The organism is uncultured Psychroserpens sp., from assembly GCF_947503375.1.
Lineage (GTDB): Bacteria > Bacteroidota > Bacteroidia > Flavobacteriales > Flavobacteriaceae > Psychroserpens.
Genome location: NZ_CANNDQ010000004.1, coordinates 48,179 through 73,304, shown reverse-complemented (window position 1 = coordinate 73,304; position 25,126 = coordinate 48,179). Strand labels below are relative to the sequence as shown.

The 25,126-nt window shown below is 32.8% G+C and carries 27 protein-coding genes; 11 read left to right on the top strand and 16 right to left on the bottom strand.

The window, feature by feature from the left end:
• Position 1 precedes the first annotated feature (1 nt).
• The 8 genes from Q0876_RS08060 to Q0876_RS08025 all read left to right on the top strand — a co-directional run bounded on the left by Q0876_RS08060 (position 2) and on the right by Q0876_RS08025 (position 7,565).
• Positions 2-1,315 (top strand): ABC transporter permease, encoded by a 1,314-nt coding sequence (locus Q0876_RS08060; RefSeq protein WP_299226032.1) that lies wholly within the window; start codon positions 2-4, stop codon positions 1,313-1,315.
• Between the two features lie 2 nt (positions 1,316-1,317).
• Complete coding sequence (locus tag Q0876_RS08055; RefSeq protein WP_299226029.1) at positions 1,318-2,199, top strand: mechanosensitive ion channel domain-containing protein; 882 nt, start codon at positions 1,318-1,320, stop codon at positions 2,197-2,199.
• Positions 2,200-2,302: 103 nt separating this feature from the next.
• The gene (locus tag Q0876_RS08050) at positions 2,303-3,127 is read left to right on the top strand and encodes a DUF6268 family outer membrane beta-barrel protein (protein ID WP_299226026.1); all 825 of its coding nucleotides are present in this window, start codon (positions 2,303-2,305) and stop codon (positions 3,125-3,127) included.
• Between the two features lie 2 nt (positions 3,128-3,129).
• Positions 3,130-4,293 carry a sigma-54 dependent transcriptional regulator gene (locus Q0876_RS08045; protein WP_299226023.1) on the top strand — a complete coding sequence of 388 codons (1,164 nt, stop codon included), beginning with the start codon at positions 3,130-3,132 and terminating at the stop codon, positions 4,291-4,293.
• Between the two features lie 7 nt (positions 4,294-4,300).
• The gene (locus tag Q0876_RS08040; protein ID WP_299226020.1) at positions 4,301-5,179 is read left to right on the top strand and encodes a PPK2 family polyphosphate kinase; all 879 of its coding nucleotides are present in this window, start codon (positions 4,301-4,303) and stop codon (positions 5,177-5,179) included.
• A gap of 70 nt (positions 5,180-5,249) precedes the next feature.
• Positions 5,250-6,653, top strand: coding sequence for a M20/M25/M40 family metallo-hydrolase (locus Q0876_RS08035; RefSeq protein WP_299226017.1), 1,404 nt, complete (start codon positions 5,250-5,252; stop codon positions 6,651-6,653).
• 14 nt (positions 6,654-6,667) lie between these two features.
• Entirely contained in the window at positions 6,668-6,991 is a 324-nt protein-coding gene (locus tag Q0876_RS08030; RefSeq protein WP_299226014.1) for a hypothetical protein, read from the top strand.
• Between the two features lies 1 nt (position 6,992).
• A complete protein-coding gene (locus Q0876_RS08025) occupies positions 6,993-7,565 on the top strand; it encodes a hypothetical protein (protein WP_299226011.1) in 573 nt (190 codons plus the stop codon).
• Between the two features lie 3 nt (positions 7,566-7,568).
• On the opposite strand, the gene Q0876_RS08020 is transcribed toward Q0876_RS08025, so the two are convergent.
• Positions 7,569-8,378, bottom strand: coding sequence for a M23 family metallopeptidase (locus Q0876_RS08020; protein WP_299226008.1), 810 nt, complete (start codon positions 8,376-8,378; stop codon positions 7,569-7,571).
• A 56-nt stretch (positions 8,379-8,434) separates the two neighbouring features.
• Here Q0876_RS08020 and Q0876_RS08015 point away from each other — a divergent pair, with 56 nt between their 5' ends.
• Positions 8,435-8,809 (top strand): VOC family protein, encoded by a 375-nt coding sequence (locus Q0876_RS08015; RefSeq protein ID WP_299226006.1) that lies wholly within the window; start codon positions 8,435-8,437, stop codon positions 8,807-8,809.
• Here Q0876_RS08015 and Q0876_RS08010 read toward each other — a convergent pair.
• The 9 genes from Q0876_RS08010 to lysA form a co-directional block, all read right to left on the bottom strand.
• Positions 8,806-9,534 (bottom strand): hypothetical protein, encoded by a 729-nt coding sequence (locus Q0876_RS08010; RefSeq protein ID WP_299226003.1) that lies wholly within the window; start codon positions 9,532-9,534, stop codon positions 8,806-8,808. The two genes, Q0876_RS08015 and Q0876_RS08010, sit on opposite strands and share 4 nt — an antisense overlap.
• Before the next feature lie 125 nt (positions 9,535-9,659).
• Positions 9,660-10,142, bottom strand: coding sequence for a cupin domain-containing protein (locus tag Q0876_RS08005; protein ID WP_299226001.1), 483 nt, complete (start codon positions 10,140-10,142; stop codon positions 9,660-9,662).
• A gap of 60 nt (positions 10,143-10,202) precedes the next feature.
• On the bottom strand, positions 10,203-11,600 hold the full coding sequence (locus Q0876_RS08000) for a TIGR00366 family protein (RefSeq protein WP_299225999.1): 1,398 nt from the start codon (positions 11,598-11,600) through the stop codon (positions 10,203-10,205).
• A 144-nt stretch (positions 11,601-11,744) separates the two neighbouring features.
• Entirely contained in the window at positions 11,745-12,020 is a 276-nt protein-coding gene (locus tag Q0876_RS07995) for a hypothetical protein (RefSeq protein ID WP_299225997.1), read from the bottom strand.
• A gap of 187 nt (positions 12,021-12,207) precedes the next feature.
• Positions 12,208-12,726 (bottom strand): nuclear transport factor 2 family protein, encoded by a 519-nt coding sequence (locus Q0876_RS07990; RefSeq protein ID WP_299225994.1) that lies wholly within the window; start codon positions 12,724-12,726, stop codon positions 12,208-12,210.
• Between the two features lie 17 nt (positions 12,727-12,743).
• Positions 12,744-13,481: a hypothetical protein gene (locus tag Q0876_RS07985; protein ID WP_299225991.1), complete on the bottom strand. Its 738-nt coding sequence runs from the start codon at positions 13,479-13,481 to the stop codon at positions 12,744-12,746.
• Positions 13,482-13,611: 130 nt separating this feature from the next.
• A complete protein-coding gene (locus Q0876_RS07980; protein WP_299225988.1) occupies positions 13,612-14,361 on the bottom strand; it encodes a LytTR family transcriptional regulator DNA-binding domain-containing protein in 750 nt (249 codons plus the stop codon).
• Positions 14,361-16,166 (bottom strand): histidine kinase dimerization/phosphoacceptor domain -containing protein, encoded by a 1,806-nt coding sequence (locus tag Q0876_RS07975; RefSeq protein ID WP_299225985.1) that lies wholly within the window; start codon positions 16,164-16,166, stop codon positions 14,361-14,363. The genes Q0876_RS07980 and Q0876_RS07975 overlap by 1 nt, the downstream gene beginning before the upstream one ends.
• Before the next feature lie 203 nt (positions 16,167-16,369).
• The gene (gene lysA, locus Q0876_RS07970) at positions 16,370-17,584 is read right to left on the bottom strand and encodes a diaminopimelate decarboxylase (protein ID WP_299225983.1); all 1,215 of its coding nucleotides are present in this window, start codon (positions 17,582-17,584) and stop codon (positions 16,370-16,372) included.
• Positions 17,585-17,789: 205 nt separating this feature from the next.
• Between lysA and sucC the strand changes: the two genes are divergently transcribed.
• Positions 17,790-18,980, top strand: coding sequence for an ADP-forming succinate--CoA ligase subunit beta (gene sucC / locus Q0876_RS07965; RefSeq protein WP_299225979.1), 1,191 nt, complete (start codon positions 17,790-17,792; stop codon positions 18,978-18,980).
• Positions 18,981-19,027: 47 nt separating this feature from the next.
• Here the strand turns inward: sucC and Q0876_RS07960 are convergent, their stop codons facing one another.
• From Q0876_RS07960 to Q0876_RS07950, 3 genes are all read right to left on the bottom strand, one after another.
• On the bottom strand, positions 19,028-19,729 hold the full coding sequence (locus tag Q0876_RS07960) for a phosphoadenylyl-sulfate reductase (protein ID WP_299225976.1): 702 nt from the start codon (positions 19,727-19,729) through the stop codon (positions 19,028-19,030).
• 87 nt (positions 19,730-19,816) lie between these two features.
• On the bottom strand, positions 19,817-20,053 hold the full coding sequence (locus tag Q0876_RS07955; protein ID WP_299225973.1) for a DUF1456 family protein: 237 nt from the start codon (positions 20,051-20,053) through the stop codon (positions 19,817-19,819).
• Between the two features lie 15 nt (positions 20,054-20,068).
• A complete protein-coding gene (locus Q0876_RS07950) occupies positions 20,069-20,881 on the bottom strand; it encodes an alpha/beta hydrolase-fold protein (RefSeq protein ID WP_299225970.1) in 813 nt (270 codons plus the stop codon).
• Positions 20,882-21,149: 268 nt separating this feature from the next.
• Between Q0876_RS07950 and Q0876_RS07945 the strand changes: the two genes are divergently transcribed.
• Entirely contained in the window at positions 21,150-21,551 is a 402-nt protein-coding gene (locus tag Q0876_RS07945; RefSeq protein ID WP_299225967.1) for a TerB family tellurite resistance protein, read from the top strand.
• On the opposite strand, the gene Q0876_RS07940 is transcribed toward Q0876_RS07945, so the two are convergent.
• The 3 genes from Q0876_RS07940 to Q0876_RS07930 all read right to left on the bottom strand — a co-directional run bounded on the left by Q0876_RS07940 (position 21,548) and on the right by Q0876_RS07930 (position 25,064).
• Positions 21,548-21,985 (bottom strand): SRPBCC domain-containing protein, encoded by a 438-nt coding sequence (locus Q0876_RS07940; protein ID WP_299225965.1) that lies wholly within the window; start codon positions 21,983-21,985, stop codon positions 21,548-21,550. The genes Q0876_RS07945 and Q0876_RS07940 overlap by 4 nt on opposite strands.
• Entirely contained in the window at positions 21,982-23,991 is a 2,010-nt protein-coding gene (uvrB, locus tag Q0876_RS07935; RefSeq protein ID WP_299225961.1) for an excinuclease ABC subunit UvrB, read from the bottom strand. The genes Q0876_RS07940 and uvrB overlap by 4 nt, the downstream gene beginning before the upstream one ends.
• Before the next feature lie 65 nt (positions 23,992-24,056).
• The gene (locus tag Q0876_RS07930; protein ID WP_299225958.1) at positions 24,057-25,064 is read right to left on the bottom strand and encodes a glycosyltransferase family 2 protein; all 1,008 of its coding nucleotides are present in this window, start codon (positions 25,062-25,064) and stop codon (positions 24,057-24,059) included.
• Positions 25,065-25,126: the final 62 nt, after the last annotated feature.

Sequence of the window (25,126 nt, the reverse complement as noted above, 5' to 3'; positions counted from 1 at the left end):
AATGAATCATTTACCACTCATTATAAAACGTGAATACCTTACTAAGGTAAAAAACAAATCATTCATTATAATGACATTTGTTAGCCCATTGATTATGATTGCGCTAATTGCAGTTGTAGCCTACTTGTCTCAGTTAAATAATGATAAAGAGCGAGCTATTTCTGTGTTGGATGAAACAGGAGTTTTAAGTGATGTTTTTGTTAATACTGAGCATACAACCTATACCATTTTATCAAATACAAACTTAGAGTCGGCTAAAGAACTTGTAAAGGCAAAAGAAGAGTTTGGGTTGTTGTATATTGAGAAAAGTCAAGATACTTTGAACATTGTTGATACGGTTAGATTTTATTCAGATGAATCCCCTTCATTATCAATTATGAGTAGTTTAGAGCGAAAAATTGAAGACAAGCTTTCTAACACTAAATTGCAAAGAGATGGTGTTAATATTGAAAAAATAAAAGCCTCGCAAATTAAAATTAATATAGCGCAAGAAACATTCACAGGCGAAAAAACATCAAAAATAGATAGCTATTTGAAGCTGTTCTTTGGAGGTGCAGCAGGTTATTTGTTATTTATGTTTATTATTATCTATGGTAACATGATCATGCGTAGTGTTATTGAAGAAAAGACAAGCAGGATCATTGAAGTCATTATTTCTTCAGTGAAACCTATTCAACTTATGATGGGTAAAATTATTGGAACCTCACTTGCGGGAATAACTCAATTTGCAATTTGGGTAGTTCTAGGTAGTGTGATGATTTTTGTTTTAACAGCAATCTTAGGCATTAACTTGTCTGAATTGCAAACACCACAGCAGGAAATTATGCAACAAGCAATGCAAAATCCTGGGATGGAGCAGGAGATGCAATTGGCGATAGCATCATTTTTAAATTTACCAATAGCTAACTTACTTATTGCATTCATGTTCTTTTTTATTGGAGGTTATCTATTATATAGCTCTTTGTATGCTGCAATTGGAGCTGCTGTAGACAACGAAACTGATACTCAGCAGTTTATGATGCCTATTATTATGCCTTTAATATTAGCAGTATATGTTGGAATATTTACTGTAATTGAAGATCCTCATGGTACAGTATCTACTGTGTTTTCATTTGTGCCATTGACATCACCAGTGGTGATGCTTATGCGAATACCTTTTGGTGTTCCTATTTGGCAACAAGTATTATCTTTACTAATATTGATATGCACTTTTGTTTTTACTGTATGGTTCGCTGCCAAGATTTATAGGGTTGGTATCTTGATGTATGGGAAAAAGCCAAGTTATAAAGAATTATTCAAGTGGATTAAGTATTAATTATGGCTCAAGATTTATCTAAAATAGAAGAAACTATTACTGAAAGCTCTGTTTGGGAAAATACTAAAGTATTTCTAAATCAACACATAGATTTTAGTGAGGATATTAGTATTTCAATTTTAGATGTATTGATTATTATCACAGTTATTTTTATAACAACCATCGTTTTAAGACTAGTGCTTAAAGCATTTACTAGAAATTTACCATTAGAAGATAAAGGAAAATTCAATGTGGTTTTTGGCTATTTTAGGTGGCTTGTCTATTTAATCATACTGCTCATAACATTGCATAGTGTTGGTGTAGATGTTACTGCTGTTTTTGCTGCATCTGCTGCATTATTAATTGGAATAGGATTAGCATTGCAAACCTTATTTCAAGATATCATCTCTGGTGTATTTATTTTAATAGATCAGTCTGTACATGTTGGAGATATTATAGAAATTGATGGAAAGGTTGGTCGTGTAGAAGAAATTAAACTTCGAACCACAAGAGCAGTAACTATTGATAATAAAGTATTAGTAATTCCTAATCACCTATATCTTGAGAATAGTTTGTACAATTGGACGCAAAATGGATCGATAACTCGTGAGAGTGTCTCAGTTGGGGTCGCTTATGGTAGTGATGTACAATTGGTAAAAAAGCTACTCACTAAGGCTGCTAGCTCTCATCCCGATGTGTTACCTGAACCACCTGTTGCAGTAGTTTTTACCAACTTTGGTGACAGTAGTTTAGATTTTAGGGTCGTATTTACTATAAATGATAGTTTCAAAGCACAATTTCCTAAGAGTGATATACGTTTTGAAATAGATAAATTGTTTAGGGAACACAATGTGACCATTCCTTTCCCTCAGCGAGATATACATATTATTCAAAAATCTGAATAATACTAAAACCAAATAAGAAACTTAATAATAGCTATACTATTCTATGATCAATAAACTGTGTAAAGTTTTTATCTCATTATTTTTTTGTCTAATATCATACTCGATGACTGCTCAACTCACAGACATAGCTCGATTGGAGTATTCATTCATACCAAAAAGTGATTCCGAAGATCAATACACAAGACTTAGAGCTTTACTCAATTACCCAATAAAGACAAGCGAAGATTGTTACCTTATTATTGGAGCTGAATATAATCGTATTATTCTTAATTTAGAAGACGATTACCCATTTGACCGTTCGCTATTAGAAACTATAAATATTATTGACTTAAATATAGGCTATACTTTTAAGACTAGTGAAAAATGGCGATTAGGTTTTAAATTCAACCCAAGAATAGCATCAACACTTACCGAAAAATTAACTTCTGATGATTTTTTTCTGAATGGAGGAGCCTACGCTATTAATGACAGAACTAAAGATGAAGGTCTTAAACGTCCTTACAGATTGATTTTAGGATTGACATATAACGCAACAACAGGAGTGCCATTTCCTTTGCCTTTTGTAAGCTATTATAGACGAATAAATGATAAGTGGTCATTTAATGCTGGCGTGCCAAAATCTAATATAAAACGCTTCTTAAATGAAAAAAATATGTTGCAAGCATTTATTGGCCTTGATGGGTATTTCGCACATTTGCAAAGACCACAGCTTGTTAATGGAAAAGCGGTAGAAAACATTTCATTATCAGTTGCAGTTGGAGGTTTAGGATATGAATATTTATTCACTAAACATTTGGTAGCTTACATTTATACAGGTTATACATTTAGATTAAATAATGTGCTACGCAATAAAGATAGAGATGAAGTTTTTAAATTAGACGATGTAAATGCGTTCTATCTAAGAACAGGAATAAAATTTAAAATATAATTATGGCAAAAATTTTAGTAATTGAAGACGAAGCAGCTATTAGAAGAGTATTAGTAAAAATTCTTTCTGAAGAAAACGATGCTTACACAGTTGAAGAGGCTGAAGACGGATTAGTTGGTATTGAAAAAATAAAGAAAGAAGATTATGATCTTGTCCTGTGTGATATAAAAATGCCTAAAATGGATGGTGTTGAAGTTCTTGAGGCCGTAAAAAAGATCAAGCCAGAAACACCTATGGTCATGATCTCAGGTCATGGCGATCTAGATACAGCAGTAAATACCATGCGTCTTGGTGCTTTTGATTACATCTCTAAGCCACCAGATTTGAACAGACTTTTAAATACTGTTCGCATTGCTTTAGATAGGAAAGAGCTTGTTGTCGAAAACAAAATGCTTAAGAAGAAAGTCAGCAAAAAATATGAAATGATTGGTGAAAGTGAAGCCATTTCTCATATCAAAGACATGATAGAAAAAGTAGCAGCTACTGATGCTCGTGTATTAATTACTGGACCCAATGGAACAGGTAAAGAATTGGTTGCACATTGGTTACATGAAAAAAGCGAACGCGCAAAAGGACCTTTAGTAGAGGTAAATTGTGCAGCAATACCTTCTGAGCTTATTGAAAGTGAGTTGTTTGGTCATGTAAAGGGTGCTTTTACAAGTGCTGTAAAAGATAGAGCAGGAAAGTTTGAAGCCGCTAATAAAGGCACAATTTTTCTTGATGAAATAGGAGACATGAGTCTTTCTGCTCAAGCTAAAGTGTTAAGAGCTTTACAAGAAAATAAAATTCAACGCGTAGGTAATGATAAAGATATTAAAGTAGATGTTCGCGTAGTAGCTGCAACGAACAAAAACCTAAAAAAAGAAATAGAAGATGGGAAATTTAGAGAGGATCTATATCATAGATTGGCAGTAATTTTAATAAAAGTACCAGCTTTAAATGATAGACGTGAAGATATTCCTTTATTAATAGACTATTTTACAAAGAAAATTGCTGAAGAACAAGGTACAGCCAAAAAATCATTCTCTAAAAAAGCGATCAAATTATTACAGGAGTATGATTGGACCGGAAATATTAGAGAACTACGTAATGTAGTAGAACGCTTAATTATCCTTGGCGAAAATGAAGTAAGTGAACATGATGTAAAGATGTTTGCATCAAAATAAAAATCGTATGAAAGACATCAACGTAAATAAATTCCAAGTCACCAAAAGTATCCAGTTGAAAGACACACCTACTACATTTGATTTGGATGCTGATAAAAAAGAAATTGAAAAAGAGCTAGAAGACGTAAGGGAAAAACTAGGCGACTTTCAAAACACCATTTATGCTCATGGAAAGTATGCCGTTTTGATTTGTATTCAAGGTATGGATACTGCAGGTAAAGATAGTATGATTCGTGAAGTGTTTAAAGATTTTAATACTAGAGGAATAGTCGTTCATAGTTTTAAAGTGCCTACCGAATTAGAGCGCAAGCATGATTACCTTTGGCGACACTATATTGCGTTGCCAGCACGTGGGAAATTTGGTGTTTTCAATAGAACACATTACGAGAATGTATTGGTAACTCGTGTGCATCCAAGCTATATTCTTGGTGAGTTTCTGCCTGATGTAAATTCAGTAGAAGATATTGACGAATCATTTTGGGATAAGCGCTTTGATCAAATCAACGCTTTTGAAGAGCATATTGCACAAAATGGAACCCTTATTTTTAAATTCTTCTTACACCTTTCTAAAGATGAGCAAAGAAACCGACTATTAAGGCGCTTGCGTAAAGCTGAAAAGAATTGGAAGTTTTCGCCAGGAGATCTCAAAGAACGTAAACTTTGGGATAAATATCAAGAATGCTATGAAGATGCCATTAACCGAACATCAAAACCACATGCACCTTGGTATACCATTCCAGCAGACGATAAACCTACAGCACGTTATATTGTTGCTAGAATACTATACGATACACTCACAGAATATAAAGATATTGTTGAGCCAGAATTAGAAGCTGAGATTAAAGAGAATTTAGACAACTATATAAAGCAGTTAGAGAGTGAGTGATATTTTTTTTATGATTTCTTTATAAAACGTAAATATTTTAAGTAGTATATTTAGCTTTAAAAATTACTGCATGAAGCGAATTCTGATATTATTTTCATTAATAATTACCTTACAATTATCGGCACAGACGGATGCCGAAACCATTAAAACTATTTTTAATAATACGCTTACCAATGGAATGAGCTACCAATGGTTAGATCATCTATCAAATCAAATAGGGAGTCGTTTATCGGGCTCTTTAAACGCAGAGAAAGCTGTTCAGTACACCAAAGAAGAGTTTGAAAATTTAGGCTTAGATCGTGTATGGCTACAGCCAGTCATGGTTCCACGTTGGGTAAGAGGAGCACCCGAATTTGCTTATATCGAAACAGCTCCCGGAAAAACAACTAGTGTTAATATATGCGCGCTTGGTGGCTCAATAGCTACTCCAGCAGGAGGCGTAAAAGCCAACATTATTGAAGTTAACAGTTTTGAAGAATTAGAAGCTTTAGGCAAAGAAAATATAAAAGGTAAAATTGTATTTATAAACAGACCTATGCAGGCAGATTTGATAAATACGTTTGAAGCTTATGGAGGATGTGCTAATGAACGTTATTCTGGTGCTAGTGAAGCAGGAAAGTATGGTGCGGTAGGTCTTATAGTTAGATCTCTAAATTTAAGATTAGACGATTACCCTCATACAGGAAGTATGTCTTATGGTGATTTACCGAGCTCAAAACGTATTCCTTCTGCAGCAATTAGTACAAACGATGCAGAATTGTTGAGTAGTATGTTGGCGCTTGACAAGAATATTAAATTATATTTTAGTCAACATTGTAAACAATTGGCAGACGTGCAATCGTATAATGTTATAGGTGAGATTAAAGGAAGTGAGTTTCCGAACGAGATTATTGTAGTTGGAGGTCATTTAGATTCATGGGATTTAGGAGATGGCTCGCATGATGATGGTGCAGGAGTTGTACAGTCTATGGATGTGTTGAGATTGCTCAAAGAAAGTGGTATTAGACCAAAGCGAACCATTAGAGCTGTATTGTTTATGAATGAAGAAAATGGATTACGTGGTGGAAATAAATATGCTGAAGAAGCAAAACGAAAAGGAGAGCATCATGTTTTTGCTTTAGAAAGTGATTCTGGCGGATTCACACCTAGAGGGTTTAGCTTTCAATCTAGTGAAGCCATGTTAGCTAAAGTACAGAGCTGGAAGCCTTTATTTAAACCCTATTTGATTCATTATTTTGAAAAAGGTTACAGTGGAGCCGATATTGGGCCGTTAAAAGATGATAACATTGTCTTAGCTGGATTGAGACCAGATTCTCAGCGTTATTTTGATCACCACCATGCTTCTAATGATACGTTTGAACATGTTAATAAACGTGAACTTGAACTGGGTGCTGGCGCAATGACTGCCTTAATTTATCTAATTGATAAGTATGGTACAGATACCATAAGCAATGATACAAAATTGAAAGACTAAAAACGCATACTTTCATGTGGGAAGAAAAACTTAAGGTTTATGATCAATTAGTTGCTAAATGCTCAAGATTTGAGCGTAAAGGAAAAACAATGCCTTATACATCAGCTAATGGTTACATGTTTTCATTATTCAATAAAGATTGTGAAATAGGTATTAGATTTTCAAAGGACGTTCAAGAAGAGTATATTAAAGCCTTTAATTCTTCTATTTACAAATCATATGGCGCAGTAATGAAAGGATATGTTTTAATTCCTGATTCTATGCTAAATGATTTAGATAACGTTGCAAAATACTTAAACGAAAGTTATGACTACGTCATGACTTTAGAACCTAAATAAAATGAAAAATAGTATCCTTTTCTTTATCTTATTAGTTACTGCTTTTTCTCAATCTCAAACTGAGAGCGCGAAATTACCTTATTATGAAATCCCTGAATATTCAAATGAATATACCGCAGGTACGACAGCTGCTAGAATGGTTGATGGTTTAGGGTTTAGGTTTTACTGGTCCAGTGAAGGCTTGACCGAAAAAGATTTGCAATACAGACCTAATGAAGAAGTGCGCTCTACCGAAGAAACTATAGACCATATTTTGCGTCTGTCTTATATAATAGTCAATTCAACATTGAAACAGCCAAATGGAGAATTAGAAGCAGCAGATTTAAGTTATTTAGAAAAGAGAACACAAATACTAGAAAACTTAAAAACAGCTGCTGATATTTTAAGAACAAGTGAAGATATTTCTCAGTATAAAATTATTTTTGGAGAGAAAGAATATCCGTTTTGGAATCAAATTAATGGTCCTATTGCTGATGCTATATGGCATTGTGGGCAGCTGGCTTCTTTTAGGAGAACTACTGGAAATCCAATTAATCCAAATATAAGTCAGTTTAAAGGGATTGTGAAACAATAACTTTCACCAAGGTTTTTTATAATACTTGCCTTGTTTTAATTTTTTTCTTCGAAAGCCTTTAAAGTAATAAGGAATTGATTTACTACGCGCTTTGTACATCACAAAATGAAGATGAGGAATTGTTGTAAAACCAGTCATGCCAGATATGCCTATGGGTTGATTGACACTAACATGATCACCTATTTCAACTAAAGCGCCTTCAAAATCTAAATGAACATAGTGAGCCATAGTGCCATCATCATGAATGATAAGTACTTTATTGCCTTTGCTTGCACATTTTGAAGTTTTACAGTGCTCTTTAGAGTCTTCTTTTACAAAAAACACCCTTCCACTTCTTGCTGCAGTTATGGTGTCTCCAATAGGAGTTCCAAAATCTATGGCATATTTTGAATGTGGCTTATTATGCGAAAATTTGCCATCAAAACTTTGAATGATTTTATAGCGTTTCCCTTTCATAAAAGGTAATTCATAGAGGTGGTCTTCGTCTATAATACCATTAGGATCTCCAAATGTAGCTTTAAAATTGATATATGACTTGGCGTGTATCTTTGTAGTATCTGATAGTTTACTTAAAGGAATTATGAGTGCATTTTTTAAAGTGTCACCTTCCTTTAAAATGCCATAACTGTTTACACCAATATACGATCTAGTTGAATCTAAAGGTGTAATACTAATTTCCATTGGCGCAATATACGGATTGATAAAACTTAAATAAATGGAATCTTTATCAATATGTTTAATGCGTTTTACAGATTGGCTACTACCGTATTGAAATGAAAAGAGGAGTATAAAAATCGCTAATAAAAGTTTCATAAAATAAAGGCAATAATTTAATTAAAGTGTTACATTTATGTAGTAAAAATATATAAATGTCTGGTTATCTAAAACATATTCATCCTGTTCTTCCTGTTAAAAATGTTACTCAAGCCATTCGTTACTATACAGAAAAGCTAGGCTTTAGGTTGGCATTCAAGGATGAAGGAGATAATCCAAATTATGGAGGTGTCATAAGAGATGGTATTGAAATTCATTTGCAATGGCATGATGAAAAAGAATGGGAAGTCACAATAGATAGACCTTTGTTAAGAATATATGTAGATCATATTGAAGCGTTGTTTGATGAGTATAAAACCAAAGATATATTTCATGATAGAACATCTTTAAAAGAAACGACATGGGGAACTCGAGAATTTGGGTTTTATGATTTATATGGTAATGGACTAGTGTTTTATCTTGATCTTTAATCTTCGTCTTTTAGTCTGCTCTCAATACGTTGAATAAGTTCTGTAGCACTAGCTTTGTAGCTTTTAGCGAGTCCTAAATGGTTACCAACTGCTAACATATTGTGTGATACAACACGTTTTCTATAATCTTCACTTGTAGTAAAATATGCTATAAGTTCAGGTGTGAATTTCGCTTGAGACATATCTACAAACCAAGAAAATTCTTGAAAATCATTTACATTGCTCATCACAACATTCTCCATGCGATCATTACTCTTCTTTATGTTTGGTTCAAATACCGAATAAAATTTAGAGATATCAGCTACTAAGCTATCCAATTCTTTACTTTCTCCATCAATTATGTTTTTTAACTGAGATATTCCTTTCGATTGCGTATTGAAGGGTTGATAAAAGGTCACCAGATTAAAACACTGCATACAGTCTGAATAATTATCTTTAGTAAACTCTCTGTTAATAATCTTTAAGCTATTTTTTTGATTTTTCTCATAATAGGAAATGATATTAGAAGCGATAAGGGTATCGGTTTTTAAGTCGTCAGAGATAATTCGAAATGTATTATTAAGTGTCTTTTGTAATTTGCGTTTTTCATTTAAGTTATTGATTTGCATAGCTAATAAAATCCCAATCATAACCAAAACAATTTCACCAACGGCATATAATAAGTATTGAGTAAATCTGTTTTTTTTGAGTAAAACTTGGCGAATTTTTCTAAAAAAGCCTATCATTGAGTGTTATTTTTTTGCTCATTTTTCATTTTAATATAACCAGCTACTAGTCTAATACCAAGACGCGCAAATAAGATTATGGCTATTGCCAAAACAATATCAAAACCATTCATAGCACAAGTTAACTATTTAGGTTCAATAATTAAAAAAATAGCAGTAGTGTCACCTATATTTAATACTTCATGCCATTCAATCTTATTGTTATAAAAACTGTAGCCAGTTGGTACATTAACTTCTCTAACACCCGCAGTATCCTTTATTTTGAATTTACTTCCTACTATTGTATAGCCATAATGTGCTCGATGATAATGTCTTTCGTGTCCTACACCAGGAGGGAAAGTACATTTTAATGTTCTTAATTTTGAATTTTCTTCAAGAACTTCGCAAACAGCTTCATTGTTCCAGCCAGCTTCTAACGGGTCAGGTAATTGGTTGTTATCTTTACAGTTTGTAACCGATAGCGAATATAGTAGTGTTACAAGTGTTATTGATATTAATCTGACATACTTTCTCATAAATATTTTATATAGCGGATAAAGTAATACTATTTTCAATCTTGAACCAAGATAGGTAGCCCATGAATAAAAACCAATGTAAATCAAGTTCATGTTTAATACTCTAGATGGTTTATAAATAAGTGCTTTTCAATATTCATTTGTTATAGAGAATTATAAAGGTAACCACATAACTAATATAGATTGAATGATAAACAATACAACGAAGGGGATTACAAAATAACCCATAACATCACGTGCTTGTATTTTAATTCCTGCTCCCATAATTGGGAATACTAATAGCAAGAAAAAAGGTTGTAATAAATTGGTTAAGCTCTCACCATAAGCAACAGATAATGATGCTCTTGATATCATGGCTGTAACTTCTTCAGCAGGTAAACCAGCACCAATATCTTTAACAGCATCTATGATACTTGGTCCAACAACGGCAAATTCTCCACCTGCTGATGGGATAGCAAAATTTACAATTCCTCCTGTTATAAATGCGTAGAAAGGGTACGTTTCTAATGTAGCTACAGACGATAGCATATTAGCTAATTCTTTACCCAAACCCGTATGGAGCATTATTCCCATAATACCAGCATAAAATGGATATTGGTATAAAATTCCTGAGATATTACTACTTGATCGCTTCATTGCTATAGCATAGCGCATTGGTGTTTTGTGTAAGGCTAATCCAATGATGAGGAAGATGAAAATCATGATATTGAAATTCAATTCAAAACCATTTGTATGAAAATGATAAATGATGTATGTTAAGCCCATGACTACTATAATGATTTGTAATAGTATGCCATTATTTAATTTATCAGACAGCGCATTATAGTTTAAATTTAGACCATCGGCTTCATTTTTTATAGAGGTTTGTTCTTTATTGTATGAGTGTTCAGTCATATCCTTTAGTTCTTTAATGTGTTTTGTTTTTGGAATTAATAGCAAAATCATTAAAGGAGCAAATAGCACAAACAAAAGAACAGTAACAATATTGAGTGTAGAGCCTAAAGTATAAGTGGTTGGGATAACATCTGATAAGACACCAGCTTGGATCAAATAATTGTCTTTTGTACCCAATAATAGTGGTATAGAGCTAGATAAACCTGTAACCCAAGCGCTGTTGCTAAAATATACACAAGCTACTAAAAAAGGATAGTTGATTCCTTTGATACGTAACGCTAATTCTCGAGCTAAAACACAAGTGATCACCACCCAGCCAAAACTTATCATTGAAAGCAATACACCTATTAAAACCACAAAAAAATAGACTTTTTTAGGAGTTTTTATGTAATGGGTTAAGCGGTCAATAAGCTTATTGATAATTGGAGATAATGCTATAGCAAATCCAGTTATAATAATTAACACAATTTGCATTCCAAATTCTAGTAACGACCAAAATCCATCATACCAAGACACTATAATTTCTATAGGTTTAGCATCTAAAAAGAAAAAAGCAGATAAACCGGTTATTAGGGTTAGTAGTATAGCAAACACAAAAGCGTCTGGCATGTATTTTTGAAATAAAAAAGTAAACTTCTCTCCAAGTTTGGTAATCATCTAATCAAGTTGGTTTAAGTGCGTATAAGACACACACATATATTGCTAATTGTGACTTTATTTTTGAGCTTAAGTTTATTAAGATTTGTATATTCTAAATATACTATTTTATTTAGTTTTCGGTATTTTTAATTTTACTCGATCTCAAAATACTGTCTTAGACACTAATCTATTATTTACATTTAAATGAATGATATAGTCGCAATCTTTTACAAAGTCAATAATTGCTGTAGTGTTGTATTCATCCAATTCACAAATATGTAATGCTTGTGCGTTGTTTAATTCCATCAAATGTTGGTAGTTTTCTTTTATAGAAATATCTGCGGTTGATATTTTGACATCAAAATCTTGATTTAAAAATAGTTTGATAATATCACTTTCAATAAACCCTGAGCCACTTATTATGCCTACCTTTTTCATAATGATTTTAAGCGAATTGGATAGCTTTTAATTGATGATTTTTTAAATAAACAGGCAGATAAGTAATCGTTTTTTGGTTGATTTACTTTTTTAAACACTAAAACAGAAAATCTATTATTTGTGTGATTACCTTGATTCTCTCCACAAAAATCGCATCTGCCTGTTGAAATATAATTTAATGAATTGGTTATTCACTAGAGTTGTCTTCTTCAGTAGTAGCTTTACTAGCCGCTTCTATGGCTTGAAGGTTCAATACAACTTCAGTAGGATCCCAATACCCAACTTCTCTTACAATTTTTCCATTTACAAATTGATAGGTAAGGTGTACAGGAATGTTAACCTCTTTACCATTACCAGCTAGAGTAGCTTTCCAATCTAGCCAACAGTTAACCCATGTTTTGCCTTCGTCGGTAACGACCATTTCGTATTCTGGGTCTTTCCCTGTAAAGCCTCTGCTCGAGTAATTAGCATCATTTATTTTATGATAGTTCATCACATCTTCAGAAGTCATGGCTTCCTTGCTAGAATTGAAAAAGGTTTTTGATGTGTCAGCATATACACTAGTATCGTAAATTTTCCCATTATAATTACTTACTAATTTTTTCACGGTTTCAATCTCAGGAGATTGTTGTGTATAGCGTTTTTCGTTTGGTTGGCAAGCTGTCATTAAAATAACAGTCATTGCCATTATGATTATATTTTTCATTATTTTATCATTTTATTTTAATTCATGCTTAAATCTTTACTCAAGGTGTAAGCATAATCCCAAGCATCACTTAAAGATGCGCTAAACTTTTCTCTTGCAGCTTTGGTTTTAGCTGCGCCATGTACACTTTCATAAATTTTCCAAACACTGTCTATTTTAGTATCTAATGCGGCAAAGTCTTTCATAGGTACGGAAACGAAGTAGTCAGCGCCATTTCCGCCTATTACTGAGTACCAATACCCTCTATTGCTGCCTTCTTTTTGTTTTACTGTACTAACGACATCTTTTACGACCTCGTTAAATGCTAAAGTATTTTTTACTTTAAAATTATAAACCCAGACAAGAGTGTTGTCACCTAAGCCTTCATTTTTACTTAGTTCTGGCATATATTTAGTTGTAGAAAAGCTTGAACTTTCTATATGTGGAATTATTGAGCTATATGCAATGCTACTGCACGCTTTTGAAGCTGGATCACTCGCATCCATCTCAGCCCAACTATCCATTCTTGAGGCCATCACATAAACATTGCCTGAACCTTGAACACGATTCCAAACATTCCATGTGTTTTTTCCTCCATTATCTTTATAACATTTGTTCCACTTTTTAACACCATCAGTAAAGTTGGCATCATGGCCAAATTTCACTGTAAACTCTGTTAAGTTAAGCATGAAGTTATTGTCCTCTTGAGCTTGAATACTTGTTGTTAGTATTAATAAAAAACATGTGACAGCAAAGATTGATTTTAAGATTTTCATAATAATAGTTTTTAAATGGTTAATTAATATTTGTTTTAAACTCAATACTAAATACATGATAACTATAGGTATATGAAACCAATCTAGGACGAATCTAGTTTATTACTGTCCGAAGGTGAGTATTAAATTATCAAATGGTTTGGAGCCTATTCAACAGTTCGTCTTTTAATGATTTGCTTACCGGAATTGCCTTTTTTGCAATAACGATGTGGCTAGTTGCAATTTCATCTATTTGAGAAAGATTGATAATGAATGAACGGTGTATTCTTAAGAAGTGTTTGTTTGGAAGTTTTTCGTCCATATCTTTTAATGTCATAACTAATAAGTATTCTTTCCCTTTAGAATAAATTCTACAGTAATTACGCTCTGCTTCAATATACAAGATATCTTTAATATCTACTTTTACCATTTTCTCATGATGCCTTACAAAAATGCAATTACTCAATATAAAAGGTGACGATTTATGTTCATTACTGGTTTTATCAGTTACGGAAGCTTGTTCTTGTTCTATGCGATCTATAGTGAGTTCAATAGAACGCTGAAGATCTAGTTTCTTAAATGGTTTAGAAATGAATGCATGTGGATGCGTTGCCTTAGCACGATTAAAATGCGCATCATCTGCATTTGCTGTTAGATAGATGATTGCAATATTATACGATTGTTGAATGCGCTTAACAGTTTCTATACCATCTATTTTACCTTTTAGGTTGATATCCATTAAAACAATATCTGGAGGGTTTTGTTTGATGCAAGATAACGCCTCATCTGCTCTTGGTACAATACCAGTAACTTCGTAGCCTAATGTAGTGAGTTGTAATGAAATATTAGCAGCAATGATCATTTCATCTTCAACAATTAATATTTTAGTCGGTAACTTCATTAAGCAGCAGATTTAGTATTAAATTGAAATAATATTGACGTTCCATCTTCATGTTTTTCATGCATTTCCCCATTAAGCTGTTGCGTTAATAATTTGATGAGTTGAGAGCCAAAACCAGTTCCAGTCGAAGAAGTACTGTTCGATTTTCCAATACCATTATCTGTCACTTTTAGTATTAAAATTTCTGCAGAGGACTTTGTTAAACTAATTTCAATTTTCCCTTCACCTTTGTTTGGAAAGGCATATTTTAATGCATTGGTAAGTAGTTCATTTACAATAAGTCCAATAGGAACTGCTGTATCTACATCTAGCTCTAATCGTTCCATAGCACAAACTACTTTAACTTTATCTTCTGCATTGAATGTGTCTAAGATGCCATCACTAAGATTTAAAAAATAATCTTTCATGTCAACACTTCCTAGGTTTTCACCTTGATACAGTTTTTGGTGAATGATGCCCATTGATTGAACTCTATTTTGACTAGCAATCATAACGTCTTTAGATTCAGAATCTTCTAATTGTGCTGATTGAAGTGAAATTAAACTCTTAACAAGTTCAAGATTATTTTTAACACGATGGTGTATTTCTTTTAATAGTAGTTCATTTTGTTTATTCTTGCTATCAAGCTTATCGTTTAAAAGTTCTAATTGCTCGTTGCGTTTTTTTCGTTTTCTATAGTTATGAAATAGTCCGAAAATGATCAAAGCTAATAAACCAGTTAATAACAGATACAATACTTTTGTGCGTTGTTGCTGACTTATTTTTTCGTCTTGAAAATAAATGGTAGCGTTCTTTTGACCAACTTCATATTTAGATTGTGCTTCAGATTCTAATGCCAGAATTATATTGTCTTTAAAGGCTTCATGCTCTTCTGCATACAACTGATGATAATGCAGTGCCATCTTATAATCTCCAAGTGATTCGTATATGCTTGATACATGCATGTAGTTTTCCCATAGATTACGAGTTCTACCAGTTTTTTTTATTAGATCTATTGCTTTCAAATTGTAAGGTAAAGCTTGTTCATACTTGCCTTGCATGAGATAAACATGACCTATGTTCCCTAATGATGGAATCAAGTAACGCTCTAATCCCATTTGAACTGAGTTATCAAAATTTGTCTGGTAATCAGCAATTGCTTCTTCATAAAGCCCCATATACTTATAGATATTTCCTCTCCAATTGATAGAAGCCATCAATGGAATTCCTTCTTCTCCTAAACTCCTGTAAATTTCAATAGATTGATTAATGGATTCTAATGCATTTTCTAAATCAACTCCAGAAAAAAGTTGACTATTAGCTTTAAACCTATAGGAAAGGGCTAAATCTTCTTGAGCATTAATTCGTTTTTGAATTGCTATGGCCTTATCACAATAGATTACAGCTTCATGATAATTATTTTCATAGTATAGTAAGTCTCCAATATGAGCGTAACATAGTGCGATTCCTTTATCATTTTTGCTTTCTTCGTATAAACCTAATGCTTTGTATATAAATTTTTTTGCGTTATTGTAATCAGCTCTGATTATAAATAATTGTTTTAGTTCTATGTAAGTTTTGGCAAGCTCAAGATTGTCTTCTTGATTTATATAAATAGTTTTTGCAGTGTTGAGGTAATATTCAGAAGAGTCTAATTGAGCATGTTCTTTATGATAAGCAGCCAAAAACCGATAAGATCTTGCTAGTATATCTTCGTTTTTAGATGTTTTTGACAGTTTTAATAACTTATGAGCATTAAGACCTATAGCAATTGAATCTTTAGGGCTGTCTATATGTACCTCGATCCAATCAACTAAGGAATCCAAAGTCGTAGTTTTAGGGTTTTGAGAAAAAGATACTACTGTATAAAAAAATACAAAGTATAGGGTTGGCACTTTCATTATAAGTCTTTAGTTAGCTATTAAAAAGACTTTAGGGAAGGTCAAATATAGTAAAAAAAATCTTTCGTTTTTAACATTTTATTAACTAAAAACGCAAGAATTTTAAAAATTGATTGATATTTTTTTATTTAATTAAGATTCAAGTTTAACTCAATTTGATTGTTTAAGATATCATCAAATGTTTCTCGTTTTCTAATCAAATTCGCCTTTTGATTATACCAAAGCACTTCTGCAGGACGGTAACGAGAATTATAATTACTAGCCATTGTAAAACAATAAGCGCCAGCATTTCTAAAACATAAAACATCATCCTCACTTATTTCCTTTATGCGCCTATTGTTAGCAAAAGTGTCTGTTTCACATATGTAACCAACTACCGAATAAAAACGTTCACGACCATTAGGGTTAGATATATTAATTATTTCGTGTTGAGACCCATAAAGCATAGGACGAATCAAATGATTAAAACCAGAGTCTATTTGAGCAAAAACAGTTGAAGTGGTTTGCTTGACCACATTTACCTTAGTCAAAAAATATCCAGATTCGCTAACTAGAAATTTTCCAGGTTCAAAGGCTAATGTTAATGGTTTGCCATAATCCTTACAAAACTCATTAAAACGTTCTGATAGCTTTTCGCCTAATTCTTCAATATTGGTTTCAATATCACCAGTTTTATAAGGGACTTTAAACCCAGAACCAAAGTCTATAAAATCTAAGTCTTTAAAATTCTTGGCAGTTTCAAATAATATTTCACTAGCATATAAAAAGACATCTATATCTAGAATATCACTACCTGTATGCATATGAATTCCATTAATATTCATATTTGTATTTTCAACAATTCTTAGCAAGTGCGGAATTTGATGGATAGAAATACCAAATTTACTATCGATATGTCCTACAGAGATATTTGTATTGCCTCCAGCCATAACATGAGGATTGATTCGTATACATACAGGAGTTTTTGGGTGTTTGGTGCCAAATTGCTCTAATATTGAAAGGTTATCAATATTGATTTGAACACCCAACTCAGCAGCTTTTTCTATCTCATCTAAAGACACGCCATTAGGCGTAAATATTATTTGTTCTGGTAAAAAGCCAGCTTTAAGTCCGAGCTGCACTTCCTGAATAGAAACAGTATCTAATCCAGAACCTAATTGATTGAATAATTTTAGTACTGATATGTTTGATAATGCCTTAACAGCATAATTCAACTTCAACTGTTTGACCTTACTAAATGCAGATGTTAAACGTTTATACTGCGATTCAATTTTATCAGCATCGTAAACATAAACAGGACTTCCAAAGTCCTTAGCAATCTGTAATAAGGTGTTTTGTTCCATAATTTTTAATTTAAATAAAAGGTAAAACTAAAAAGTATTTTTTAGTATATGCTTATATAAGACATGAGATTAACAGATAAATAACATAAGACTATAATCCAATTAAAAATATATTGGTAAAAACCTTAAGTATGTTTACTTTTGTGGTCGTAAAAAATGACTTCGAAAATAGTTGTCAATGACGAATTAAAAATTTCAGAATCAAATGAATTTACACGAATATCAAGGAAAAGAATTATTAAGTAGTTTTGGTGTGCGTATTCAACGAGGGATCGTTGCTCAAAATGCTGATCAAGCTGTTGAAGCTGCTAAAAAATTAACTGAAGAAACTGGTACAGGTTGGCATGTTATCAAAGCACAAGTTCATGCAGGTGGACGTGGAAAAGGCGGAGGTGTTAAGTTGGCTAAAAATTTAGATGAAGTTAAAACTTTAGCAGATCAAATTATTGGAATGGATTTGGTAACACCTCAAACTTCAGCAGAAGGTAAACGTGTACATCAAGTATTAGTGGCTGAGGATGTGTATTATCCAGGTGATTCTGAACCAGAAGAATATTACATATCTGTATTGCTAAACCGTTCTAATGGTCGTAATATGATCATGTATTCTACAGAAGGTGGTATGGATATTGAAACAGTTGCAGAAGAAACGCCTCACTTAATTTTTACTGAAGACATCGATCCAGCTGTTGGTTTGATGCCTTTCCAAGCTAGACGTATAGCATTTAACCTGGGCTTATCTGGAGCTGCATTTAAAGACATGACCAAGTTTGTAAATGCATTATATACCGCTTACGTTAAGTCTGATTCTTCATTATTTGAGATCAATCCAGTTTTGAAAACAAGTGATGATAAAATTATGGCTGTAGATGCAAAAGTATCTTTAGACGATAATGCTTTATTTAGACATAAAGATCTAGCTGAATTGCGTGATCTCCGTGAAGAAAATCCAATTGAAGTTGAAGCAGGAGAGAAAGGTTTGAATTATGTTGATCTTGATGGAAACGTAGGTTGTATGGTTAATGGGGCAGGACTAGCTATGGCAACTATGGATTTGATTAAGCAAGCAGGAGGAGAACCAGCCAACTTTTTAGATGTTGGAGGTACTGCAGATGCTGCGCGTGTTGAGGCTGCTTTTCAAATTATTTTAAAAGATCCAGCTGTAAAAGCTATTTTGATCAATATCTTTGGAGGTATTGTTCGTTGTGATCGTGTAGCACAAGGTGTTATAGATGCTTATAAAAATATGGGTAATATTAACGTTCCAATTATTGTACGTTTACAAGGAACAAATGCAGATATTGCAAAAGAGCTAATTGATAATTCTGGATTAGATGTGTTAAGTGCAACTGAATTCCAAGAAGCTGCTGATAAAGTTCAAGCTGTTTTGGCTTAACTTATGATAGCATAAGTATAAAAAAAGCACTCAATAGAGTGCTTTTTTTATAAATGTAGTCCACATTCTGTTTTGGGATTATTGTTCCAACGACCATTGCGGTCTTCACCTGGAACAGTACAGTGTTTACACCCTATCGAGTTGTAGCCTTTTGCTACTAGTGGATGAAACGGTAAATCGTGCGCTTTAATATAGGCATCACGCTTTTCTTTTGTGATATCTAACAGTGGATAGAATTTTAAAATCTCTCCTCTAAGTTCAAAAATATCTAACGTTGCGCGATGGTCACTCTGCCATTCCATGAGACCAGAAACCCATACTTTGTATTTGTTCTTTATGATATCTAAAGGTCTTACTTTATTAATAGAACAGCAAAAATCAGGGTTCTTTTTCCATGTTTCATCTTCAGTGGTAAACTTATGCTCTTCTTCGATAGCACTAATTGAAGAAACGTTTAGGCCATAACGTTTGGTAAGCTCTTCTTTATACTGAAGCGTATCTTCAAAGTGGTAGCCAGTATCAATAAAAAAAACTTCTTGCTTTTTATTTATATCTGAAAATAATTTTAGTAGAAAAGCCGACGTAGCTGCAAATGAACTTGTTAGCATAACATCAGCCACATCAAAATCTTTGTATAATTGTTTGATGCGTTCTGTTGCAGAAAGTGTCTTATACTTTTTATTGAGTGCTTTTATTTGAGCCTCGGTGATATTTGGTATGACTTTTTTTACAGGTGTTGATTCAAACATAACATAGAATTGAAGGCACGCAAGTTAGCATACAATTTTTAAGCATGCATAATTTGAGTTCATTTTTACGATTATGATAATTTAAGGCTACTTTTTTTGAGGTTTTGACATAGGACCACGCAAATGAATGATTAATCCATTAAGAAAATTTCTTAAAATTTGATCGCCACACTCCATATATTTTGGATGATCTTCACGTCTAAAGAAAGCGCCAAGCTCACTTTTAGAAATTCTAAAGTCTACTAGTTCTAAAATTTTGACAATATCATCATCGCGAAGTTTATGTGCTACTCTTAATTTTTTAAATATATCATTATTTGTCATAATTAATCTTTTATATTAATTTGGAATCAACCAATTAAACACTTCTGGAAAATTAGTGCTCCAGAGTGTTTCATTATGCGTTCCTCCTGGTACAACTTTGTTTTTTATTCGCTCTTCATTAATGCCTTTTTCTTTTAGTAATTGTATGATTTGTTCTTGCCCATGGACCATTTCATCACCTTCTTCAGAGCCTATCAAGAAAAAGAACTTTGAATCGTCATTTGATAATGTTGTATTTGATTGTATGGCATCATATATTTCAGGATTGATCCAAAACGAGGCAGAGAAAACACCTGAAGACCCAAATACCTCAGGATATTTTAATGTTGCATAAAATGCCATAAGACCTCCTAGTGAAGCACCTATAACTGATGTGTGACTTGCGTCAGCTTTTGTTCTGTAAATAGTGTCTACATGAGGTTTTAATGTATGCATTATAAAGTTTAAAAAATCATCACCTTTTCCGCTACTGTATTTTTCATTTTTATAAGGTGTTAATTCTTCAAAACGTTTTTCGTTACCATGCTCGATACCTATTATTATGGCTTCTTTTGTTTTTAGAGTATCTAGATACTCATCAATTTTCCATTCACCAATATACGATGTTTCATCATCAAAAAGGTTTTGCGCATCAAACATATATATTACAGGATAGTTTTTTTTAGATATACTATAAGACTTTGGTAAATAAACCCAAATCATTTTATGCGTTTTTATTTGAGGTGCTTCTATAACAAATGTTGACACCTGTTTTGATGCAGTGCTTTGAGCGCAAACAAGAAAAACACCAAATAGTAATATGGTAATGCTGATGATAAGCGTTTTCATAAATCGAATTGAATTAAACGAATGTACATAAAATTTTTAGGAATTTAATAGATGCATTTCATCGATAATGATTTTCGTCGATACGATTTTCGATGAAATGCATATTTTGTATAATAGATTGAAAATGAGTTTGTTATCAAATAAAAATATATTAAAGTAGGAAAATACCGATGAATGGTAATTTATTTTTCGATAAGCTACAATTTATCAAGGATTATTGCCAAAGTAAACTTATTAACTTTAAAATATTAAATAATGATCCCTCACAATGATAAATCGCATTGAAAAATTGAGTTTGCTTTCAGAGATGATAGCTTTCGCGCAGACAAATGAAAATATAAAGTCCATTGAATATAAATTTCTTTCTGGAGTAGCTAAGCAATTAGATATTTCTCAGGCAGATTTTGATTATCTCATTGAGCATCCAGTAACATACGTTCACCTTAAGTCTCATAGTGAACGTATCGTACAGTTTCACAGATTAGTTTTATTAATGAATTTAGGAAAAGATATATCTAATAAAGAATTGGTTAAGCTTCATAATTTTGGTTTAAGGATGGGTTTGAGTCATGAATCTATCAATCGTGTATTGGACTTGATGGAAAGCTTTCCAAATAAAGTAGTTCCACCAGATTTTTTAATTGATATTTTTAAAATACAGTATAATTAATTTGATTTGAAATAATTCACTAAACTATCTTTTATAAAGTAGTTCCATCCAGCGATACAGCTTTCCCTTTTAAATTCTGGGATAGTGTCTGAAAAATCTTCAATAACATTTGTGGTTAAGATTAATTTTGTTTTATTAGAATCTTCAAATAATTCAAAGCTTACGATAGCGTCTCCTTTATAGTTAGAGTATTTCCAATTATAGCAAATTTTGTGTAAAGGAATCACTTCCATAATTTTCCACTCATGCGTAAACACCCTGTCTTCTGAGATTACAGTAAAGGTTGTTTCAAAACCAACTTCTGCTTTAAAAGCTGGAATATTATTAAAGAACCATTGCTTCATCTCATTAAGCTCAGTAATAGCTTTCCATAGTCGTTCTTTAGATTGATCGAAGCTATGTTCAATAATTATTGGGCCTTCAGATATTTTCATATACTCTGCTTTAGCTTTTCTAACTTTTTTTGATAACCTTTTATTTCATCCCGAAATTGAGCAGCGATTATAAAATCTAAGGCTTTTGCTGCTTGTTCCATAAGTTTACGTTTTTCACGAATCTTTTTCTCTAGCTGGTTTTTGGTCAAGTATTCACTTTCAGGTTCTGCAGCTTTAGCTGCTTCTAACTCGTAACTGTATGTGCTAACTGAGTTTTTAGACAAAGCATTATCCAAACTTTTATTCAAGGCCTTTGGAGTGATATTGTGTTTGGTGTTATAGTTAATTTGTTTTTCACGTCTATAATTGGTTTCATCAATGGTCTTTTGCATACTATTTGTGATCTTATCAGCATACATTATTGCACGTCCATTCAAGTGTCTGGCTGCTCTACCTACGGTTTGTGTGAGTGATCTATTTGAGCGTAAAAATCCTTCTTTATCTGCATCTAATATTGCCACAAGTGATACTTCAGGCAGATCAAGTCCTTCTCGTAGTAGATTAACACCTACCAAGACATCAAATAGGCCTTTCCGTAAATCTTGCATGATCTCAACGCGTTCAAGAGTGTCAACATCACTATGAATGTAACGACAGCGTATCTGAATGCGGTCTAAGTATTTAGTGAGCTCTTCAGCCATGCGTTTTGTAAGTGTAGTGACTAACGTACGTTCATCTTTTTCAACTCGTTGTTGTATTTCTTCAATTAAATTATCAATTTGATTCAAACTTGGTCGTACATCTATAATTGGGTCTAAAAGTCCTGTAGGACGTATTACTTGTTCTACGTATACTCCATCCGATTTTTGGAGTTCGTAATCGGCTGGAGTTGCACTAACGTAAATCACTTGGTTTTGTAAAGCTTCAAACTCTTCAAATTTTAAAGGTCTATTATCCATTGCTGCTGGAAGCCTAAAACCATATTCTACTAAATTCTCCTTTCGGCTTCTATCACCTCCATACATAGCGTGAACTTGAGAAATGGTGACATGACTTTCATCAACAACCATTAAATAATCGTCTGGAAAATAATCAAGAAGGCAAAATGGTCTAGTGCCAGGTTGACGACCATCTAAATATCTAGAGTAGTTTTCAATACCAGAACAATAACCCAATTCTCGAATCATCTCTAGGTCAAACTCTGTACGTTCTTTTAAACGTTTTGCTTCCAAATGTTTACCTATGTCTTTGAAATAGTCATGCTGTTTTACTAGATCGTCTTGAATTTCTTTAATTGCGCCTTGTAAAATATCTGGAGAGGTCACAAACATATTGGCTGGATATATGTTTAAACGATCGTAATGTTCAATAACCGCATTGGTTTGTATGTTAAATTGTTCAATGTCTTCAATTTCGTCACCAAAAAAGTGAATACGAAAAGCATCATCTGCATAACTAGGGAATACATCAACAGTATCACCTTTTATTCTGAAGTTACCATGATTAAAATCGGCTTCTGTCCTTGAATACAAACTCTGTACAAGTCGATGTAACAAGTCAGTTCTAGAGATTTCTTGATCTACTTCAAGAGAAATCACATTCTTCTGAAATTCTACAGGATTACCAATGCCATACAAACATGATACGGAAGCGACAACAATGACATCACGACGACCAGATAGTAGAGAAGAGGTAGTACTCAAACGCATCTTCTCGATTTCTTCGTTGATAGACAAATCTTTTTCAATATACACTCCAGATACTGGAATATAGGCTTCGGGCTGATAATAATCGTAATAAGACACAAAATATTCTACAGCATTTTCAGGAAAAAATTGTTTGAATTCTGAATAGAGTTGTGCTGCAAGTGTTTTGTTATGTGCCAATACTAAAGTTGGCCGTTGTACTTCTTGAATGACATTAGCTACCGTAAAGGTCTTGCCAGAACCTGTTACACCAAGTAGTGTTTGGTACTTTTCATTAGTATTAATACCTTCAACTAATTGTTGAATGGCTTGTGGTTGATCTCCTGTTGGTTTGAATTCAGATTTTACTTTGAAGCGCATCTTACAAAGTTAATTAAAGTTTCATTAAATCTAATGCTTCTTAAGAAGGCTTTAAGGGTAAAAAATCAGCAAAAGAAAAAATAATCAACCATAGATTTCATTTCAATCTTTTCAAAATATGATGTTATGATTTTTTGTTCTTTGCTATTTGCCACAGTAATGATGCTTTGAGGCTGTTTCAATGTATTCAAGTGTTCAAAATTGAACAGTTCAATAGCATAGATGTGTTTCCCAATTTTTTTCGGATTATCACAAATCCAAATGAAATCCACTTGTTTTTCTTTTAAAAGTTTAGCAACAGTTTTTCCTTTATGTCCTGCTCCCCAAATAGTCAATGGTCTTGATTGGTCTCTATCTAGTTCTAGAAAATAATCTAGCTTTAGTTGTAAAAAATGATTTTCAGCATAGTTGGGATGAGTTCTTGAAGCACGAGTGCTATAGTCTCTCCAATAATGTAGAAGTCGGTTACTAGCAATACATTTAATGTTGTTTTTATATAGACGAAAGGTGAGGTCGTAATCTTCAGGATATCGATTTAGATCAAATCCATCACAAGCAATTAAGTCGTCTCGATGTAGCATCCAACATGGTGAAGGAATGACACATTCTTTATAGATTTCAGAATAATTAGTTCCTCGAATGGTCAAGTTATTCAACCAAGATTCATATTTTGCATAACCATCACCAATACCATTAGTACTAAAATATTTTACTAAACCTAAAGCAATATGTCCTTTACCGTGAGATTGCAAATCATTGAGCATGATCTGTAATTTTTCGGGATGCATTTTATCATCACTATCCATTCTAGTGATAAAGGTTCCAGTACTTTTAGAAAAAGCCAACGCGAGTGCATCAATAATTCCGTCTCCAGAGTTTTTGAATAGTTTTATGCGATGATCACTCTTGGCGAAGTCTTCAACAATAGTATAACTACTATCGGTTGAGTGATCATCAATAATTAGTAACTCCCAGTGTTTATAGGTTTGCGCTATAATTGAGTTAATGCATTCGTATAAATAGCTAGATGTATTCTTAAATGGTGTAAGAATGCTAATTAAAGGTTTAGACATAATGCTAAAATACGACATCTATTTTAACAAAACCTTTACTAAATTAAATGTAACGGATTGTA

What these genes read in the sequence shown, in the direction of transcription:
- Q0876_RS08015 (WP_299226006.1), top strand. Translation starts at nt 8,435, where the DNA reads ATGTCTGGTTATCTAAAACATATTCATCCTGTTCTTCCTGTTAAAAAT.
- Q0876_RS07930 (WP_299225958.1), bottom strand. Translation starts at nt 25,064, where the DNA reads ATGTCTAAACCTTTAATTAGCATTCTTACACCATTTAAGAATACATCT.
- Q0876_RS08040 (WP_299226020.1), top strand. Translation starts at nt 4,301, where the DNA reads ATGAAAGACATCAACGTAAATAAATTCCAAGTCACCAAAAGTATCCAG.
- Q0876_RS08030 (WP_299226014.1), top strand. Translation starts at nt 6,668, where the DNA reads ATGTGGGAAGAAAAACTTAAGGTTTATGATCAATTAGTTGCTAAATGC.
- Q0876_RS08060 (WP_299226032.1), top strand. Translation starts at nt 2, where the DNA reads ATGAATCATTTACCACTCATTATAAAACGTGAATACCTTACTAAGGTA.
- uvrB (WP_299225961.1), bottom strand. Translation starts at nt 23,991, where the DNA reads ATGCGCTTCAAAGTAAAATCTGAATTCAAACCAACAGGAGATCAACCA.
- Q0876_RS07940 (WP_299225965.1), bottom strand. Translation starts at nt 21,985, where the DNA reads ATGAAAATATCTGAAGGCCCAATAATTATTGAACATAGCTTCGATCAA.
- Q0876_RS07995 (WP_299225997.1), bottom strand. Translation starts at nt 12,020, where the DNA reads ATGAAAAAGGTAGGCATAATAAGTGGCTCAGGGTTTATTGAAAGTGAT.
- Q0876_RS07945 (WP_299225967.1), top strand. Translation starts at nt 21,150, where the DNA reads ATGATAAATCGCATTGAAAAATTGAGTTTGCTTTCAGAGATGATAGCT.
- Q0876_RS07960 (WP_299225976.1), bottom strand. Translation starts at nt 19,729, where the DNA reads ATGTTTGAATCAACACCTGTAAAAAAAGTCATACCAAATATCACCGAG.
- Q0876_RS07955 (WP_299225973.1), bottom strand. Translation starts at nt 20,053, where the DNA reads ATGACAAATAATGATATATTTAAAAAATTAAGAGTAGCACATAAACTT.
- Q0876_RS08000 (WP_299225999.1), bottom strand. Translation starts at nt 11,600, where the DNA reads ATGATTACCAAACTTGGAGAGAAGTTTACTTTTTTATTTCAAAAATAC.
- Q0876_RS08055 (WP_299226029.1), top strand. Translation starts at nt 1,318, where the DNA reads ATGGCTCAAGATTTATCTAAAATAGAAGAAACTATTACTGAAAGCTCT.
- Q0876_RS07990 (WP_299225994.1), bottom strand. Translation starts at nt 12,726, where the DNA reads ATGAAAAATATAATCATAATGGCAATGACTGTTATTTTAATGACAGCT.
- Q0876_RS07980 (WP_299225988.1), bottom strand. Translation starts at nt 14,361, where the DNA reads ATGAAGTTACCGACTAAAATATTAATTGTTGAAGATGAAATGATCATT.
- Q0876_RS07950 (WP_299225970.1), bottom strand. Translation starts at nt 20,881, where the DNA reads ATGAAAACGCTTATCATCAGCATTACCATATTACTATTTGGTGTTTTT.
- Q0876_RS08005 (WP_299226001.1), bottom strand. Translation starts at nt 10,142, where the DNA reads ATGAACTTGATTTACATTGGTTTTTATTCATGGGCTACCTATCTTGGT.
- lysA (WP_299225983.1), bottom strand. Translation starts at nt 17,584, where the DNA reads ATGGAACAAAACACCTTATTACAGATTGCTAAGGACTTTGGAAGTCCT.
- Q0876_RS08050 (WP_299226026.1), top strand. Translation starts at nt 2,303, where the DNA reads ATGACTGCTCAACTCACAGACATAGCTCGATTGGAGTATTCATTCATA.
- Q0876_RS08010 (WP_299226003.1), bottom strand. Translation starts at nt 9,534, where the DNA reads ATGATAGGCTTTTTTAGAAAAATTCGCCAAGTTTTACTCAAAAAAAAC.
- Q0876_RS07985 (WP_299225991.1), bottom strand. Translation starts at nt 13,481, where the DNA reads ATGAAAATCTTAAAATCAATCTTTGCTGTCACATGTTTTTTATTAATA.
- Q0876_RS08020 (WP_299226008.1), bottom strand. Translation starts at nt 8,378, where the DNA reads ATGAAACTTTTATTAGCGATTTTTATACTCCTCTTTTCATTTCAATAC.
- Q0876_RS08025 (WP_299226011.1), top strand. Translation starts at nt 6,993, where the DNA reads ATGAAAAATAGTATCCTTTTCTTTATCTTATTAGTTACTGCTTTTTCT.
- Q0876_RS08045 (WP_299226023.1), top strand. Translation starts at nt 3,130, where the DNA reads ATGGCAAAAATTTTAGTAATTGAAGACGAAGCAGCTATTAGAAGAGTA.
- Q0876_RS08035 (WP_299226017.1), top strand. Translation starts at nt 5,250, where the DNA reads ATGAAGCGAATTCTGATATTATTTTCATTAATAATTACCTTACAATTA.
- sucC (WP_299225979.1), top strand. Translation starts at nt 17,790, where the DNA reads ATGAATTTACACGAATATCAAGGAAAAGAATTATTAAGTAGTTTTGGT.